The sequence below is a fragment of the Pseudomonas sp. AC247 genome (assembly GCF_979258015.1).
Genome location: NZ_OZ409829.1, coordinates 4,750,059 through 4,766,653, shown reverse-complemented (window position 1 = coordinate 4,766,653; position 16,595 = coordinate 4,750,059). Strand labels below are relative to the sequence as shown.

The following is a 16,595-nucleotide window of genomic DNA, read 5'->3' as shown; positions in this document are numbered from 1 at the left end:
TGGGGGGTTATCGACCGGTCGCGCCCTGGAGCAGGCTCTGGGTCTTTTCCTTATGCTTTTTGAGTTGTTTATCCAGCTTGTCGGTCAAGGCGTCGATCGCCGCGTACATATCGGTATGTTCCGCGTTAGCGACCACTTCGCTGCCGGGTATATGCAAGGTGGCTTCGATTTTCTGCTTCAGCTTTTCGACGCACATCGTGACCTGCACGTTGGTGATCTTGTCGAAATGGCGCTCCAGTCGTTGGAGTTTTTCCTCGATATAGGAACGCAGAGGTTGGGTCACTTCCAGTTGGTGTCCACTGATGTTGACTTGCATACAGCTTCTCCTTCGTTGCCAGTGCATAAAGCGGCAGGCTGGATAGCCTGCCACTGGAACGCTGTAACGTGGCTTACATCAACCGCTTGCGTTCGCTCGAAGGCGCGATCCCTAAGGATTCGCGGTACTTGGCGACGGTGCGGCGAGCCACCTGAATGCCTTGTGCCTCCAGTAAACCAGCGATCTTGCTGTCACTCAACGGCTTTTTCTGATTTTCCGCGGCAACCAGTTTTTTGATGATCGCGCGGATCGCCGTGGACGAGCATTCGCCGCCTTCGGAGGTGCTGACGTGGCTTGAGAAAAAGTATTTCAGCTCATAAATACCGCGCGGGGTATGCATGAATTTCTGTGTGGTCACCCGGGAAATCGTTGATTCATGCATGCCCACCGCTTCGGCGATGTCGTGCAAGACCAACGGTTTCATGGCTTCGTCGCCGTACTCCAGAAAACCGCGCTGATGCTCGACGATCTGGGTGGCAACTTTCATCAGGGTTTCATTGCGGCTCTGCAGGCTCTTGATGAACCAGCGCGCTTCCTGCAACTGATTGCGCATGAAGGTGTTGTCGGCGCTGGTGTCGGCGCGACGGACGAATCCGGCGTATTGCGCATTGACGCGCAGGCGTGGCACCGATTCCTGATTCAGCTCGACCAGCCAGCGCTCGTTGTCCTTGCGCACGATCACGTCAGGCACAACGTACTCGGCCTCAGTGGATTCGATCTGCGAACCCGGACGCGGATTGAGGCTCTGCACCAGCTCGATGACCTGGCGCAGCTCGTCTTCCTTGAGCTTCATGCGGCGCATCAACTGGCTGTAATCGCGACTGCCAAGCAGGTCGATGTAGTCCGTGACCAGACGCTTGGCTTCTGCCAGCCATGGTGTCTTGGCCGGCAACTGGCGCAATTGCAGCAACAGGCATTCGCCAAGGTTGCGCGCACCGATACCGGCCGGTTCGAATTGCTGGATGCGGTGCAGGACGGCTTCAATCTCGTCCAGCTCGATGTCCAGTTCCGGGTCGAACGCTTCGAGGATTTCTTCGAGGGTTTCGTCCAGATAGCCCTGATTGTTGATGCAATCGATCAGGGTCACGGCGATCAGGCGATCGGTGTCGGACATCGGGGCGAGGTTCAGTTGCCACAGCAGGTGGCTTTGCAGGCTTTCGCCGGCGGAGGTGCGGGTGGTGAAATCCCACTCGTCATCGTCGCTGCTGGGCAGGCTGCTGGCGCTGGTCTGGTAGACGTCTTCCCAGGCGGTGTCGACCGGCAGTTCGTTGGGAATGCGTTCGCTCCAATCGCCTTCTTCGAGGTTGTCGACGGTCGGCGCGGTTTCCTGGTAGGACGGTTCCTGGATCTCGGCGGGCTTCTGTTCAGCGTTGTCGGCCAAGGGGTCGGAATTGTCGAAGTCTTCGCCTTCTTCCTGGCGTTCGAGCATCGGATTGGATTCCAGTGCCTCCTGGATTTCCTGTTGCAGATCCAGGGTCGACAATTGGAGCAGGCGGATGGCCTGTTGCAGCTGCGGTGTCATCGTCAGCTGCTGGCCCATTCTCAAGACTAGCGATGGTTTCATGGCAGGGGCTTAACACCTTATTCGCCGGCGCTATGCGCCATCCACTACAGGGCGCCGAAGCGCCAAACTTAAGCAAATTATATGCCTGAAACTGAAGTGTTTGCCTAGAGCGCTGTAACAATTAAAGCGTATAAAAAGCTGCTTCATCGATACAGCGCCCTCGCGAATCACCAGGATGCTGTCGCGCTTACAGGCGGAACTCGTGACCCAGATACACTTCCTTGACCAGATCGTTGGCCAGGATGGTTTCTGCGTCACCTTCGGCGATCAGTTGACCGTCGTTGACGATGTACGCGGTTTCGCAGATATCCAGGGTCTCACGCACGTTGTGGTCGGTGATCAATACGCCGATGCCCTTGGCCTTGAGGTGGTGGATGATCTGCTTGATGTCGCCGACCGAGATCGGGTCGACACCGGCAAACGGTTCGTCGAGCAGGATGAATTTCGGCGCGGTGGCCAGTGCGCGGGCAATTTCCACGCGGCGGCGTTCACCACCCGACAGGCTCATGCCGAGATTGTCGCGGATGTGGCTGATGTGGAATTCCTGCAGCAGGCTTTCCAGCTCCTTGCGACGACCAGCCTTGTCGAGTTCCTGACGGGTTTCGAGGATGGCCATGATGTTGTCGGCGACCGACAGTTTGCGGAAGATCGACGCTTCTTGCGGCAGATAGCCGATACCGGCCTTGGCACGACCGTGCATCGGCTGGTGGCTGACGTCCAGATCATCGATCAGTACGCGGCCCTGATCGGCCTGCACCAGGCCGACGATCATGTAGAAGCACGTGGTCTTGCCGGCGCCGTTGGGGCCGAGCAGGCCGACGATCTGGCCGCTGTCGATCGACAGGCTGACGTCACGCACGACCTGGCGGCTTTTATAGGCCTTGGCCAGGTGCTGAGCTTTCAGAGTTGCCATTACTGGGTTTTCTCTTCGGTTTTCTTCTTCGGCTGGATCACCATGTCGATGCGCGGACGCGCCTCGGTGACCTTGCTGCCGGTAGCGCGACCGGCGCTGGCAAGTTTTTTCACCGTGTCATAGACGATCTTCTCGCCCTGAGTGGTGTTGTTGTCTTTATCGACAACCTTGGCCTTGTCGATCAGCACAACGCGGTTTTGCGCGGCGTGGTACTGGATTGTCACGCCCCAGCCCTGTACAGGCTTGGTATCGCCAGCGGTCTGCAGCTGTTCGAAGTAGGCGAGGTTGCCGACCGAGGTCACCACGTCGATATCACCGGTCGGGGTGCGGGTGATGGTCACGGTATTGCCGGTGACCTTCATCGAGCCCTGGGTGATGATCACGTCACCTTTATAGGTGGCAACGCCGTTCTTGTCGTCCAGCTGGGCATCGTCGGCCTGAATGCGGATTGGCTGCTCTTGATCGTTCGGCAGAGCCCAGGCGCTCACGCTTCCCAGTGCTGCGCCCAGACTGAGCAAAATAGGGAGGGTTTTAACGAGCCTCATACTGTCCTCTTACGTTCGATAGCAGGTGTATCCTGCTGTCCTTCAGGTACGCTTTCATTCCAACGCCAGTCGATACACCGCCAGCGCCGTCGATTCTAACGGGTTGCTCGGTCTGCGCATATTGCTCCTGCGGGAACACCGTCATGCGAGTGGAGGTGACCAGCAGATCGCGCTTCTTTTCATCGGTGCGCTTGATGCGCACCGAGTCGATCAATTCAACCTGGGTGCCACCCGAGTTCACTTCGCCGCGCTCACTGGTCACGTGCCACGGGAAATCCGTGCCGCGGTACATGTTCAGATCGGGTTTGGTGACCAGCGTGATGTCGGTCGCCTTGACGTGCTCGGCTTTCTCGGACGTCATTTCATATTGCACTTTGCCGTCCGGCAGGTATTGCAGGGTGTGTGTGTTGGTTGCATACCAGTCGATCGGGCTTTCGGTCGACGTGACCGGCGGCTTGTCGAGGAAGCGTTCCGGGCTGATGTTCCAGTAGCCGACCGCGGCGAAAAGCGCCGCGATGCAACCGAACAGCAGGAAGTTGCGAAATTTTTTGCTAAACATGGTTTGACTCACAAGTACGCGGCATTGGCGGCATCAAGGCTGCCCTGCGCACGCAGGATCAATTCGCAGAATTCGCGGGCGGCGCCTTCGCCGCCACGGGCGCGGGTTACGCCATGGGCGTGTTCGCGGACGAAATCGGCAGCGTTGGCGACCGCCATCCCCAGGCCCACGCGGCGGATCACCGGCAGGTCAGGCAGGTCGTCACCGAGGTAGGCGACCTGTTCATAGCTTAGGCCCAGTTGTTCAAGTAGACCGTCGAGAACGACCAATTTGTCTTCGCGCCCCTGAAAAAGATGCGGGATACCCAGGTTTTTCGCCCGACGCTCAACCACCGGTGTCTTGCGGCCGCTGATAATGGCAGTTTGTACGCCCGCATTCATCAGCATCTTGATGCCTTGGCCATCAAGGGTGTTGAAGGTCTTGAATTCGCTGCCGTCTTCGAGGAAATACAGGCGCCCGTCGGTGAGGACCCCGTCGACGTCGAACACCGCCAGTTTGATCGCTTTGCCGCGTTGCAGCAGATCGTTGCTCATTTACATGACTCCTGCGCGCAGCAGATCGGAAAGGTTGAAGGCGCCAATCGGGCGATCGTCCTCGTCGACAACTACCAGTGCGTTGATTCGGTGGTCTTCCATGATTTTCAGGGCCTCGGCGGCAAGCATCTCGGGCCGGGCGGTCTTGCCGTGGGCCGTCATTACCTGGTCGATGGTGGCGCTGCGGATATCGATGCTGCGATCAAGGGTGCGGCGCAAATCGCCGTCGGTGAAGATCCCGGCCAGTTTGCCGTCGGCTTCAAGGATCGCCGTCATGCCCAGGCCCTTGCGGGTCATTTCCATCAACGCGTCCTTCAAAAGGGTGCCGCGCTGCACCTGCGGCAGCTCTTGCCCGGCGTGCATGACGTTTTCAACTTTCAGCAACAGGCGGCGGCCAAGGGCCCCGCCCGGATGGGAAAACGCGAAATCTTCAGCGGTGAAACCACGCGCTTCGAGCAATGCCACGGCCAGGGCATCGCCCATGACCAGGGCTGCGGTGGTCGACGAGGTCGGTGCCAGATTCAACGGGCAAGCCTCATGCTCGACGTGCACGTTGAGATTGACTTCGGCTGCCTTGGCCAGCGGCGATTGCGGGTTGCCGGTGACGCTGATCAGCTGGATGCCCAGGCGCTTGATCAGCGGCAGCAGGGTGACGATTTCGTTGGTCGAGCCAGAGTTGGAGAGGGCCAGGATCACGTCGTCGCGGGTGATCATGCCCATGTCGCCATGACTGGCTTCGGCCGGGTGGACGAAAAAAGCCGGGGTGCCGGTGCTGGCCAGGGTCGCGGCAATCTTGTTGCCGACATGCCCGGATTTGCCCATGCCGACCACGACCACACGGCCTTTGCTGGCCAGAATCATCTCGCAAGCACGGACGAAATCGGCGTCGATATGGGGCAACAAGCCTTGTACGGCTTCCACTTCGAGTTGGATGGTGCGTTGTGCCGATTGAATCAGGTCGCTGGATTGGCTCATGTCAGAAATCGTATAGCCCGATGAAAAGGCGGCGATTATAGCGGTTATGTTGCAAAGCCTCACGCAAGATCGTCGCGCTTTGTCATTCCTCGTTACCAAATGCTTCGAAAACCTGCCGCGAGCCTGTCAAATCACTGAACATGCGCCGGCACAAGCCTTGGGCGCTTGGCGGTTGCAGTGATATAGTTCGCCGCCAGTTCGGCCTGCCCGGGATGTATGTGCTTTCCCAAGAAAGCCTGGCGTCCGAGTGAGAGGCTGCATCGCAAGGAGTTTAGATGAGTGCCGATAACGCCTACGCGGTCGAGCTGAAGGGAGTCTCCTTCAAGCGCGGTGCGCGCAGCATTTTCAATAACGTCGATATTCGCATCCCGCGCGGCAAGGTCACCGGCATCATGGGGCCTTCCGGGTGTGGCAAGACCACGCTGCTGCGGTTGATGGGCGCGCAGTTGCGTCCCACCAGCGGCGAAGTCTGGGTCAACGGTCAGAACCTGCCGAAGCTGTCGCGCAGCGATCTGTTCGATGCGCGCAAGCACATGGGTGTGCTGTTTCAGAGCGGCGCGCTGTTCACCGATCTCGATGTCTTCGAGAACGTCGCTTTCCCCCTGCGCGTTCATACCCAATTGCCGGAAGAAATGATTCGCGACATCGTCCTGCTCAAATTGCAGGCAGTCGGTCTGCGTGGCGCCATTGAATTGATGCCTGACGAACTGTCCGGCGGCATGAAACGTCGTGTTGCGCTGGCCCGGGCGATTGCGCTCGATCCGCAGATTCTCATGTACGACGAACCGTTCGTCGGCCAGGACCCGATCGCCATGGGCGTGCTGGTGCGCCTGATCCGTCTGCTCAATGATGCACTGGGGATCACCAGTATCGTGGTCTCCCACGATCTGGCCGAAACCGCGAGCATTGCCGACTACATCTATGTCGTCGGTGATGGTCAGGTGTTGGGGCAGGGCACACCGGATGAGCTGATGAACTCGGACGAGCCGCGTATCCGTCAGTTCATGACCGGCAATCCCGATGGCCCGGTGCCGTACCATTTTCCAGCGACGGATTACCGCGCAGATCTTCTGGGGAAGCGCTGATGCGCAGAATTTCATTAATAGAACGCGTTCGCCGGTTTGGCGAAGCGGCGATCGATGCCGTTGCGGTGTTCGGTCGGGCGACGCTGTTCCTGTTTCATGCCTTGCTGGGGCGTGGCGGCATCAGCGGTGGCTTCGGCTTGCTGGTCAAGCAACTGCATTCGGTCGGCGTGATGTCGCTGGTGATCATTGTCGTCTCCGGCATTTTCATCGGCATGGTCCTGGCGTTGCAGGGTTTCAGCATTCTGTCGAGCTACGGTTCCGAGCAGGCGGTAGGGCAGATGGTGGCCCTGACCTTGCTGCGTGAACTGGGGCCGGTGGTGACGGCGTTGCTGTTCGCCGGGCGTGCCGGTTCGGCGCTGACCGCCGAAATCGGCAACATGAAGTCGACTGAACAGCTTTCCAGCCTGGAAATGATCGGTGTCGACCCGCTCAAGTACATCATTGCCCCGCGTCTGTGGGCCGGTTTCATTTCCCTGCCGGTGCTGGCGATGATTTTCAGCGTGGTAGGCATCTGGGGCGGTTCGTGGGTAGCTGTCGACTGGCTGGGCGTGTATGAAGGCTCCTACTGGGCGAACATGCAGAACAGCGTGAACTTCACCAGTGATGTGCTTAACGGTGTCATCAAAAGCATCGTTTTCGCCTTCGTCGTCACCTGGATCGCCGTATTCCAAGGCTATGACTGTGAGCCCACTTCCGAGGGGATCAGTCGTGCCACCACCAAGACCGTGGTGTTTGCCTCGCTGGCAGTGCTCGGCCTGGACTTTATTCTGACCGCTTTGATGTTTGGAGATTTCTGATGCAAAACCGCACCCTGGAAATCGGTGTCGGCCTGTTCCTGCTGGCAGGGATCCTGGCTTTGTTGCTGCTTGCGTTGCGGGTCAGTGGCCTGTCTCCGACGTCGACCACCGACACCTATAAACTTTATGCCTACTTCGACAATATCGCCGGTTTGACGGTCAGAGCCAAAGTGACCATGGCCGGTGTGACCATCGGCAAGGTCACGGCGATCGATCTGGATCGCGACAGCTTCACCGGTCGGGTCACCCTGCAAGTGGATAAAAAGGTCGACAACCTGCCGACCGACTCCACAGCGTCTATCCTGACCGCTGGTCTGCTGGGCGAGAAGTACATCGGTATCAGCGTCGGTGGGGAAGACAAACCGCTGAAGGATGGCGGAACCATCCACGACACGCAGTCGTCTCTGGTACTGGAAGACCTGATCGGTAAATTCCTGCTCAATACCGTTAGCAAAGACGCCAAATGAGGAGCTTTTGAATGATCTCTATCTTGCGACGCAGCCTGTTGGTGCTGTTGGCGGCCTTGCCGTTGATGGGTAACGCCGTGGCGGCTGCGACTTCGGCACACGATCTGGTTCAGGACACAACCAACCGGTTGCTGGCCGATCTGGCGGCCAACAAAGAGAAATACAAGCAGGATCCGACTGATTTCTACGCGGCGCTCAACAGCATCGTCGGGCCGGTAGTCGACGCCGAAGGCATTTCCAAGAGCATCATGACGGTCAAGTATTCGCGCAAGGCCACGCCGGCGCAGATGCAGACCTTCCAGGAAAACTTCAAGAAAGGCCTGTTCCAGTTCTACGGCAACGCCTTGCTCGAGTACAACAACCAGGGCATTACCGTTGATCCGGCGAAGGACGAGTCGGGTGATCGCACCAGCGTCAACATGACCGTCAAGGGCAGCAACGGCGCGATCTATCCTGTGCAGTACACGCTGGAGAAGATCAATGGCGAGTGGAAACTGCGCAACGTGATCATCAACGGCATCAACATCGGCAAGCTGTTCCGTGATCAGTTCGCCGACGCGATGCAGCGTAATGGCAACGACCTGGACAAGACCATCAATGGTTGGGCCGGTGAAGTGGCCAAGGCCAAGGAATCCACCGAAAAGAACCCAGCACAATGAGTGAGGCCGCAGTTCGTATGAGTGATGTCGACGAGCTTCTGCTCAGCGGAGTGCTGGATTACCGCACCGGCCCTGACTTGCGCAAGGAAGGCCAGGCACTGATCAAGTCCAGTAAAGCGGCATCGCTGGTGATCGATTGCTCGGCGGTGAAGAAGTCCAGTAGCGTCGGCTTGTCGTTGCTGCTGTGCTTCATGCGCGATGCCAAGGCGGCCGGCAAGGTCGTCAGCATCCGCGCAATGCCCGAAGACATGCGCGAAATTGCTCAGGTCAGTGAATTGACCGAACTGTTGGCGCACCCCTGAACCCACATCTATAAAGAAGCCCCCCGTCAGAGTCCTGCCATGCGGGGTTCGCAGGCGCGGGGCTTTTTTGTATGATGTCCGACCCGTGCGCACAGGGCGCCGATTGAGGTTGAGCATGCAGGCCGTAGAAGTGAAGAGCTTCCTTGAAGGAAAGCTGCCCGGAACGTTGGTAGAAGTTGAGGGCGAAGGCTGCAATTTCCAGCTGAACGTGATTAGCGATGAACTGGCGGCGTTGAGCCCGGTGAAGCGTCAGCAGCAGGTCTATGCCCATTTGAACCCATGGATCACCGATGGCAGCATCCATGCGGTCACTATGAAATTTTTCAGCAGCGCGGCCTGGGCCGAGCGCACCTGAGCCTAAGGGCGTCGAGATTCTTATGGATAAATTGATTATTACCGGTGGCGCTCGCCTTGATGGCGAGATCCGCATTTCCGGGGCAAAGAACTCTGCCCTGCCGATCCTGGCTGCCACCCTGCTGTGCGATGGCCCGGTGACCGTTGGTAACCTGCCGCACCTGCACGACATCACCACCATGATCGAGCTGTTCGGTCGCATGGGCATTGAGCCGGTGATCGACGAGAAACTCAGCGTCGAAATCGACCCGCGCACCATCAAGACCTTGATCGCCCCGTACGAACTGGTGAAAACCATGCGTGCGTCGATCCTGGTACTGGGCCCGATGGTTGCCCGTTTCGGTGAAGCCGAAGTTGCACTGCCTGGCGGTTGCGCCATCGGTTCGCGTCCGGTCGACCTGCACATCCGTGGTCTCGAAGCCATGGGCGCGGTGATCGACGTCGAAGGCGGCTACATCAAGGCCAAGGCGCCTGAAGGTGGCCTGCGCGGTGCAAGCTTCTTCTTCGACACCGTCAGTGTGACCGGTACCGAGAACATCATGATGGCCGCTGCTCTGGCCAAGGGCCGCAGCGTGTTGCAGAACGCCGCCCGCGAACCTGAAGTGGTTGACCTGGCGAACTTCCTCAACGCCATGGGCGCCAAGGTTTCCGGCGCCGGCACCGACACCATCACCATTGATGGCGTCGAGCGTCTGGGTTCGTGCTTCTACAAAGTCATGCCTGACCGTATTGAAACCGGCACCTACCTGGTGGCTGCTGCCGTCACCGGTGGCCGCGTCAAGGTCAAGGACACTGATCCGACCATTCTCGAAGCCGTTCTGGAAAAACTCCGTGAAGCCGGCGCAGAAATCACCTGCGGTGAGGACTGGATCGAGCTGAACATGCACGGCAAGCGTCCGAAAGCAGTCAACGTGCGCACCGCGCCGTACCCGGCTTTCCCGACTGACATGCAGGCGCAGTTCATCTCGCTCAACGCCATTGCCGAAGGCACTGGTGCGGTAATCGAGACGATCTTCGAAAACCGTTTCATGCACGTGTACGAGCTGCACCGCATGGGCGCCAAGATCCAGGTCGAAGGCAACACTGCCATCGTCACCGGTACTGAAGTGCTGAAAGGCGCGCCAGTCATGGCCACCGACCTGCGAGCTTCGGCCAGCCTGGTGATCTCGGCACTGGTTGCCGAAGGCGACACGCTGATCGACCGCATCTACCACATCGACCGTGGTTACGAGTGCATCGAAGAAAAGCTGCAGATGCTGGGCGCCAAGATCCGTCGCGTTCCGGGCTGATTGCTGCATTGGGACACAGGGACGTGTCCACTGATTTTAAGAGTCGAGCCGGTTTCCGGCTCGATGTGTGTCCGGCGCCGATTGCGACCGGACATGAGTACCTTGATAAGGACTGACGTTTCCCATGTTGACCATCGCACTGTCCAAGGGCCGCATCCTTGACGACACCCTGCCGCTTCTTGCTGAAGCGGGCATCGTGCCGACCGAGAATCCGGACAAGAGCCGCAAGCTGATCATTCCCACGACTCAGGACGACGTTCGTCTGTTGATCGTGCGCGCCACTGACGTGCCGACCTATGTCGAGCATGGCGCGGCCGACCTCGGCGTCGCGGGTAAAGACGTGCTGATGGAATACACCGGCCAGGGCCTGTACGAGCCACTGGACTTGCAAATCGCCCAGTGCAAGCTGATGACCGCCGGCAAGATCGGTGCGGCCGAGCCCAAGGGCCGTCTGCGCGTGGCGACCAAGTTCGTCAACGTTGCCAAGCGTTACTACGCCGAGCAGGGCCGTCAGGTCGACATCATCAAGCTCTATGGCTCGATGGAACTGGCGCCGCTGATCGGTCTGGCGGACAAGATCATCGACGTGGTCGACACCGGCAACACTTTGCGCGCCAACGGCCTGGAACCTCAGGAACTGATCGCCACGATCAGCTCGCGCCTGGTGGTCAACAAGGCTTCGATGAAAATGCAACACGCCCGAATCCAGGCGTTGATCGATACCCTGCGCAACGCAGTGGAATCGCGACACCGCGGCTGATTCACCTGCGCGACGTTAAGTCGCGCCCGTCTATCCGCCTCATAGCCAGAATCTCAGGTGCCCAAGCGGAAACGACTGCTAAGTTAGGGCGCCTGAGTTTTTGCCATTCCTATGAGGCTCTCGCTATGACCGCAACGACTGCAATTCGCCGACTCAACGCTGCTGACCCGGATTTCGCGCATCATCTGGATCATCTGCTGAGCTGGGAAAGTGTGTCTGACGACTCGGTCAATCAGCGGGTGCTGGACATCATCAAGGCTGTGCGCGAACGCGGTGACGCGGCGCTGGTCGAGTTCACCCAGAAGTTCGACGGCCTCGAAGTCGCTTCGATGGCCGACCTGATTCTGCCGCGCGAGCGTCTGGAACTGGCGCTGACGCGCATCACCGTGCCACAGCGCGAAGCGCTGGAAAAAGCCGCCGCCCGCGTGCGCAGCTACCACGAAAAACAGAAGCAGGATTCCTGGAGCTACACCGAGGCTGACGGCACCGTGCTGGGCCAGAAGGTCACGCCACTGGATCGCGCCGGTCTCTATGTGCCGGGCGGCAAGGCGTCGTATCCGTCGTCGGTATTGATGAACGCGATTCCGGCCAAAGTCGCCGGCGTGACCGAAGTGGTCATGGTCGTGCCGACCCCTCGTGGTGAAATCAACGAGTTGGTGTTGGCCGCCGCGTGCATCGCCGGCGTCGACCGCGTGTTCACCATCGGTGGCGCGCAAGCCGTTGCTGCCTTGGCTTATGGCACCGAAAGCGTGCCGAAAGTCGACAAAGTGGTTGGCCCGGGCAACATTTATGTCGCCACGGCCAAGCGCCACGTGTTCGGTCAGGTTGGCATCGACATGATCGCCGGCCCTTCGGAAATCCTCGTGGTGTGCGACGGCCAGACCGATCCGGACTGGATCGCCATGGATCTGTTCTCGCAAGCCGAGCACGACGAAGACGCGCAGGCGATTCTGGTCAGCCCGGACGCCGAGTTCCTCGACAAGGTCGCCGCCAGCATCGACAAACTGCTGCCGACCATGGATCGCGCGACCATCATCGAAACCTCGATCAATGGCCGTGGTGCGCTGATTCACGTGAAGGACATGGCCCAAGCCATCGAAGTCGCCAACCGCATCGCCCCGGAACACCTGGAATTGTCGGTTGCTGATCCGCAAGCCTGGCTGCCGCAGATCCGCCACGCCGGCGCGATCTTTATGGGCCGTCACACTTCCGAAGCGCTGGGCGACTACTGCGCGGGCCCGAACCACGTATTGCCGACCTCCGGCACCGCGCGGTTTTCGTCGCCGCTGGGCGTGTATGACTTCCAGAAACGTTCGTCGATCATCTTCTGCTCCGAGGCCGGTGCTTCCGAACTGGGGAAAACCGCCTCCGTGCTGGCCCGTGGTGAATCGCTGAGCGCGCACGCGCGCAGCGCCGAATACCGCATCAAAGACGCAACTTTCTTCAAGGGCAGGGGGAATAAAGCATGAGTAAATTCTGGAGCCCGTTCGTCAAGGATCTGGTGCCATACGTGCCGGGCGAACAACCGAAGCTGACCAAACTGGTCAAGCTCAACACCAACGAAAACCCGTACGGGCCATCGCCAAAAGCCTTGGCGGCGATGCAGGTCGAACTCAACGACAACCTGCGCCTGTACCCGGACCCGAACAGCGATCTGCTGAAAACTGCCGTCGCCAACTACTACGGCGTACAGAGCAATCAAGTGTTTCTCGGTAACGGTTCGGACGAAGTGCTCGCGCACATTTTCCACGGTTTGCTGCAGCATGATCAGCCGTTGTTGTTCCCGGACATCAGCTACAGCTTCTATCCGGTTTACTGCGGGTTGTACGGCATCCAATACGATGCGGTGCCGCTGGACGCGCAGTTCCAGATCGACCCGGCTGACTACGCCAGGCCAAATGGTGGAATCATCTTCCCTAACCCGAACGCACCGACCGGGTGCCTGCTGGCGCTGGACGCGGTTGAACAAATCCTCAAGGCCAGCCCGGATTCAGTCGTGGTGGTGGATGAGGCGTACATCGACTTCGGCGGCGAGACAGCGATCAGTCTGGTGAATCGTTATCCGAACCTGCTGGTGACGCAGACCCTGTCCAAATCGCGCTCGCTGGCCGGTTTGCGCGTGGGTCTGGCGGTCGGGCATCCGGACTTGATTGAGGCGCTGGAGCGGATCAAGAACAGCTTCAACTCTTATCCGCTGGATCGTCTGGCGATTGTCGGTGCTGCTGCCGCGTTCGAAGATCGCGAGTATTTCGACAAGACCTGCCGTCTGGTGATCGAGAGCCGCGAGTGGGTGATCGCGCAGTTGCAGGCCAAGGGTTTTGAAGTGCTGCCGTCGGCGGCGAACTTCATCTTCGCCCGGCATCCGCAGCATGATGCGGCGGGGCTGGCGGCGAAATTGCGCGAGCAGGGCGTGATTGTGCGGCACTTCAAGCAGGAGCGGATTGCACAGTTCCTGCGGATCTCGATTGGCACGCCGGAGCAGAATCAGGCGCTGATCGACGGCCTGGGCGAGCTTTAAACCACCGCTGCACCCTGTAGGAGTGAGCCTGCTCGCGATGCGTTTCGGCATTCAACATGTGAGTTGAATGACACACCGCAATCGCGAGCAGGCTCACTCCTACAGGGGATTTGTGGTGATTACTCGTGATGCGGTTCGCCAAGAAAGGTCAGTGAGCTGAACAAGCCGCGACTGTTCACATCAGCACTGTCCTTGACCGGCACCTCAACCTGCGCCGCAATCACGTTCAACCCTTCATTTCGCACCAGCACCTGCGCGCGGCCATCCTTGTCGGTCTCGGTGCTCAGGGTGTTCGGCGCATTGCGATAGTCGCCAATCAACTTCACCCCGGCCGCCGGTTTGCCATCGAGCAACACCCGCACCGGCAACGATTTTCCCGGTCCCACGGTCAGCGGATCAACCTCCGGCACAATCAGCAATTTGATCTGATCAAGCTTCGGCAACTTCGCCCCCGGCTGGTAAATCGCCAGGCTGTATTTGAATGTCTCGGTTGCCTCAATAGCGCCCGGTACTTTGCTGCGGCCTTCATTGACCCACTTCTTGTCAGCCATCTGCGACCACATGCCGTTATTCAGCGCCACGGCCATCACCGCAGGCGACTTCAGCGGTTTCAAACGTGCGTGATCGGCCAGACGTTCAACGCTGACCGGAATCATCTTGCCGCCCGCATCGTAGGCCCAGGCGCCGCTGATTTTCTGCGCCTTGAACGCATTGTCTTCAGCGCCGTGGCCGTAGATCACTTCGATATTGCCGCGCCGTTGTTCGGTCCACAGGCCATGAGCCGAGACTTGGCCGGCGAACAGGGCGGCGATGAGCACGAGGGTTTTGCCGTATTGCATGGTGACGTCCTTTTACAGATTGAGTGTCAGGCTGACGGTGAAATTGCGCGGCTCGCCGGGGTTGACCCAGTAATTGCTGTAGGAGCGCTCGTAATACTTTTCGTCGAAGAGGTTGTTCAGGTTCAGGCCGACGGTGACGGTGTCGCTGGCCTTGTAGTGGGCCAGCAGGTCGACGGTGTGATAGGCCGGCAATTGAAAATCGCTGCCGGATTCACCGGAGCGGTCGCCGACATAAGTGAACGCCGCGCCGACGTCCGAGCCGCGCAAACGGCCATCCTGAAACTCATACACCCCGAGCAGACTGCCGCTGCGTTTGGCCACGCCGAGGATGCGGCTGCCGGTGGGAATCACCGCGTCACCCTGAGTGACTTCGGCGTCGATATAAGCGAAGGCACCGATCACCCGCACCGCATCGGTGACTTGCCCGGTGACTTGCCAATCGAAGCCGCGACTGCGCGCCTTGCCCATCGCGCGGCTGGTGTCGGTGCCAGGGTCGAGGGCGAGGACGTTTTCCTTGTCGATGTGGAAGAAGGCGAGGGTGCTGCTCAGGCGCTCGTCGAACAGCTCGTTCTTGATGCCGACTTCGTAGCCGACGCCTTCTTCCGGGTCAAAGGATTTGCCGGACGCGTCGAGGCCATTGTTCGGTTTGAACGAGGTCGAGGCGTTGGCGAACAGACCGGTTTGCGGCGTCAGTTGATAGAGCAGGCCGGCGCGTTGGGTGAGGGCGTCATGCCGTTGGTTGCTCGTGGCGTTGCGGCTGTAATCGTCGATGTGTTGATCGAAATGTTCGAAACGCGCACCGATCATCCCGCGCAGTTTGTCGGTGAAGATGATTTGATCTTGCAGGTTCAGCGCATGGCTTTCGACGTGTTCGAACGTATCCGTGCCCGAGCGTGCACCATTGGGTTTCGGCTGGCCGTAGATCGGGTTGTAGATGTCGATGGCGTAGGGGCCGCCAGCAATCGTGGTGACGCGCTCGTTCTTGCGGAAGTTCTCGTACTCGGTGCCGATCAGCAGTTCGTGCTGCCAAGGGCCAAGGTCGAACAGGCCACGCAGCTCAAGCTGGGTGATGCTGTCGTGCCAGTTGGTGTCGCGCTCGCGATAGCGGCGGTTGACGGTGTGGCCGTCGGCGTTCAGCGGACGCGCTTCCGAGGCGAAACCCCAGAGTTTGCCGTCCTTGTAATGACTGGCCAAGCGCAACTTCCAGCTGTCGTTGAGGTGATGCTCGAGGGTCGCTTGCAGCAGGTTGTTGTGGTTATCGATGTTGCCGTCGTTGGGTTCGCCGAGGAAAGTCGAGCGCGACACGCCGCTCCATGTGTTGTTCGGCGCAACGATGCCGCGATCAAACGTGGAGCTGTGGCGGACGATTTCACTTTCCACCAACAACGACGTGTCCGGGTTCAGTTGCCAACTGATCGAAGGTGCGACGAACACGCGCTTGCTGTCGACGTGATCGCGAAAACTGTTGTTGTCTTCGACCGCGAGATTGATCCGCGAGAGCACATCGCCCTGATCATCCAGCGGCGTGTTGACGTCCAGCGCGGTGCGATAACGATCCCAACTGCCGGCGCTGGTTTGCAGGGTGGTAAACGCTTCGGGCTGCGGTTTCTTGGTGACGATGTTCACCGTGCCGCCCGGATCGCCTCGGCCATACAGGCTGGCGGCCGGGCCTTTGAGCACTTCAATGCGTTCGATGTTGGCCGCATCCGGCGTGCTCGGATAACCGCGATTGGCGCTGAAACCGTCCTTGTAGAACTCCGAGGTGGTGAAGCCGCGCACGCTGTATTCGTACAGTGTCAGGCCGCCGAAGTTGTTCTGCTTCGACACGCCGCCAGCAAAATCCAATGCGCGCTCGACGCTGCTGCTGCCCAGATCCTTAAGCACGCTGGCGGGCACCACGCTGATCGCCTGCGGAATATCGCGGATCGCGGTGTCGGTTTTGGTCGCGCTGGACGAACGAGTAGCGCGGTAACCCTTTACCGGGCCGGTCGGCGATTCGTAATCGGAGACGACACTGATAGCGTCGAGTTCGAGGGGTTGCGGTTCTTCGGCAAAGGCTGGATCAACCAGCAAACCGAGGCTCAGGCCGAGTAGGGAGGCCTTTGTCCGAGACGACATGT

General features: G+C 59.3%; 19 protein-coding genes. 10 read left to right on the top strand and 9 right to left on the bottom strand.

Annotation, left to right across the window (positions count from 1 at the left end):
• Positions 1–7: 7 nt before the first annotated feature.
• The 7 genes from hpf to ACZZ0B_RS21715 form a co-directional block, all read right to left on the bottom strand.
• Positions 8–316 carry a ribosome hibernation-promoting factor, HPF/YfiA family gene (gene hpf, locus ACZZ0B_RS21745; RefSeq protein ID WP_008085073.1) on the bottom strand — a complete coding sequence of 103 codons (309 nt, stop codon included), beginning with the start codon at positions 314–316 and terminating at the stop codon, positions 8–10.
• A gap of 73 nt (positions 317–389) precedes the next feature.
• The gene (locus ACZZ0B_RS21740; RefSeq protein ID WP_008085071.1) at positions 390–1,880 is read right to left on the bottom strand and encodes an RNA polymerase factor sigma-54; all 1,491 of its coding nucleotides are present in this window, start codon (positions 1,878–1,880) and stop codon (positions 390–392) included.
• A gap of 187 nt (positions 1,881–2,067) precedes the next feature.
• A complete protein-coding gene (lptB, locus tag ACZZ0B_RS21735; RefSeq protein ID WP_008085069.1) occupies positions 2,068–2,793 on the bottom strand; it encodes an LPS export ABC transporter ATP-binding protein in 726 nt (241 codons plus the stop codon).
• Positions 2,793–3,338, bottom strand: a complete 546-nt coding sequence (gene lptA / locus ACZZ0B_RS21730; protein ID WP_008085067.1) for a lipopolysaccharide transport periplasmic protein LptA — start codon at positions 3,336–3,338, stop codon at positions 2,793–2,795. The genes lptB and lptA overlap by 1 nt, the downstream gene beginning before the upstream one ends.
• The gene (gene lptC, locus ACZZ0B_RS21725; protein WP_440093200.1) at positions 3,325–3,897 is read right to left on the bottom strand and encodes an LPS export ABC transporter periplasmic protein LptC; all 573 of its coding nucleotides are present in this window, start codon (positions 3,895–3,897) and stop codon (positions 3,325–3,327) included. Before lptC ends, lptA begins: the two co-directional genes overlap by 14 nt.
• An 8-nt stretch (positions 3,898–3,905) precedes the next feature.
• On the bottom strand, positions 3,906–4,430 hold the full coding sequence (locus ACZZ0B_RS21720; RefSeq protein ID WP_122595145.1) for a KdsC family phosphatase: 525 nt from the start codon (positions 4,428–4,430) through the stop codon (positions 3,906–3,908).
• Positions 4,431–5,405 (bottom strand): KpsF/GutQ family sugar-phosphate isomerase, encoded by a 975-nt coding sequence (locus tag ACZZ0B_RS21715; protein ID WP_008085060.1) that lies wholly within the window; start codon positions 5,403–5,405, stop codon positions 4,431–4,433.
• 275 nt (positions 5,406–5,680) lie between these two features.
• Between ACZZ0B_RS21715 and ACZZ0B_RS21710 the strand changes: the two genes are divergently transcribed.
• The 10 genes from ACZZ0B_RS21710 (at position 5,681) to hisC (ending at position 13,636) form a co-directional block, all read left to right on the top strand.
• Positions 5,681–6,490 (top strand): ATP-binding cassette domain-containing protein, encoded by an 810-nt coding sequence (locus ACZZ0B_RS21710; protein WP_008085058.1) that lies wholly within the window; start codon positions 5,681–5,683, stop codon positions 6,488–6,490.
• Positions 6,490–7,287, top strand: coding sequence for a lipid asymmetry maintenance ABC transporter permease subunit MlaE (gene mlaE, locus ACZZ0B_RS21705; protein WP_003221704.1), 798 nt, complete (start codon positions 6,490–6,492; stop codon positions 7,285–7,287). Before ACZZ0B_RS21710 ends, mlaE begins: the two co-directional genes overlap by 1 nt.
• On the top strand, positions 7,287–7,754 hold the full coding sequence (mlaD, locus tag ACZZ0B_RS21700) for an outer membrane lipid asymmetry maintenance protein MlaD (RefSeq protein WP_007912400.1): 468 nt from the start codon (positions 7,287–7,289) through the stop codon (positions 7,752–7,754). The genes mlaE and mlaD overlap by 1 nt, the downstream gene beginning before the upstream one ends.
• A gap of 11 nt (positions 7,755–7,765) precedes the next feature.
• On the top strand, positions 7,766–8,413 hold the full coding sequence (locus ACZZ0B_RS21695) for an MlaC/ttg2D family ABC transporter substrate-binding protein (RefSeq protein WP_008085055.1): 648 nt from the start codon (positions 7,766–7,768) through the stop codon (positions 8,411–8,413).
• Positions 8,410–8,715 (top strand): STAS domain-containing protein, encoded by a 306-nt coding sequence (locus tag ACZZ0B_RS21690; RefSeq protein WP_440093203.1) that lies wholly within the window; start codon positions 8,410–8,412, stop codon positions 8,713–8,715. Before ACZZ0B_RS21695 ends, ACZZ0B_RS21690 begins: the two co-directional genes overlap by 4 nt.
• 115 nt (positions 8,716–8,830) lie before the next feature.
• A complete protein-coding gene (locus ACZZ0B_RS21685) occupies positions 8,831–9,070 on the top strand; it encodes a BolA family protein (RefSeq protein WP_008085051.1) in 240 nt (79 codons plus the stop codon).
• Positions 9,071–9,092: 22 nt separating this feature from the next.
• Positions 9,093–10,358 carry a UDP-N-acetylglucosamine 1-carboxyvinyltransferase gene (gene murA, locus ACZZ0B_RS21680; protein ID WP_008085049.1) on the top strand — a complete coding sequence of 422 codons (1,266 nt, stop codon included), beginning with the start codon at positions 9,093–9,095 and terminating at the stop codon, positions 10,356–10,358.
• A gap of 124 nt (positions 10,359–10,482) precedes the next feature.
• Positions 10,483–11,118, top strand: coding sequence for an ATP phosphoribosyltransferase (hisG, locus tag ACZZ0B_RS21675; protein WP_007967226.1), 636 nt, complete (start codon positions 10,483–10,485; stop codon positions 11,116–11,118).
• Between the two features lie 125 nt (positions 11,119–11,243).
• On the top strand, positions 11,244–12,587 hold the full coding sequence (hisD, locus tag ACZZ0B_RS21670) for a histidinol dehydrogenase (protein WP_463546210.1): 1,344 nt from the start codon (positions 11,244–11,246) through the stop codon (positions 12,585–12,587).
• The gene (hisC, locus tag ACZZ0B_RS21665; RefSeq protein WP_008085044.1) at positions 12,584–13,636 is read left to right on the top strand and encodes a histidinol-phosphate transaminase; all 1,053 of its coding nucleotides are present in this window, start codon (positions 12,584–12,586) and stop codon (positions 13,634–13,636) included. The genes hisD and hisC overlap by 4 nt, the downstream gene beginning before the upstream one ends.
• 119 nt (positions 13,637–13,755) lie before the next feature.
• On the opposite strand, the gene ACZZ0B_RS21660 is transcribed toward hisC, so the two are convergent.
• Both ACZZ0B_RS21660 and ACZZ0B_RS21655 read right to left on the bottom strand, forming a co-directional pair.
• Positions 13,756–14,475, bottom strand: coding sequence for a DUF4198 domain-containing protein (locus ACZZ0B_RS21660; protein ID WP_463546209.1), 720 nt, complete (start codon positions 14,473–14,475; stop codon positions 13,756–13,758).
• Positions 14,476–14,487: 12 nt separating this feature from the next.
• The gene (locus tag ACZZ0B_RS21655) at positions 14,488–16,593 is read right to left on the bottom strand and encodes a TonB-dependent siderophore receptor (protein ID WP_463546208.1); all 2,106 of its coding nucleotides are present in this window, start codon (positions 16,591–16,593) and stop codon (positions 14,488–14,490) included.
• Between the last annotated feature and the right edge of the window lie 2 nt (positions 16,594–16,595).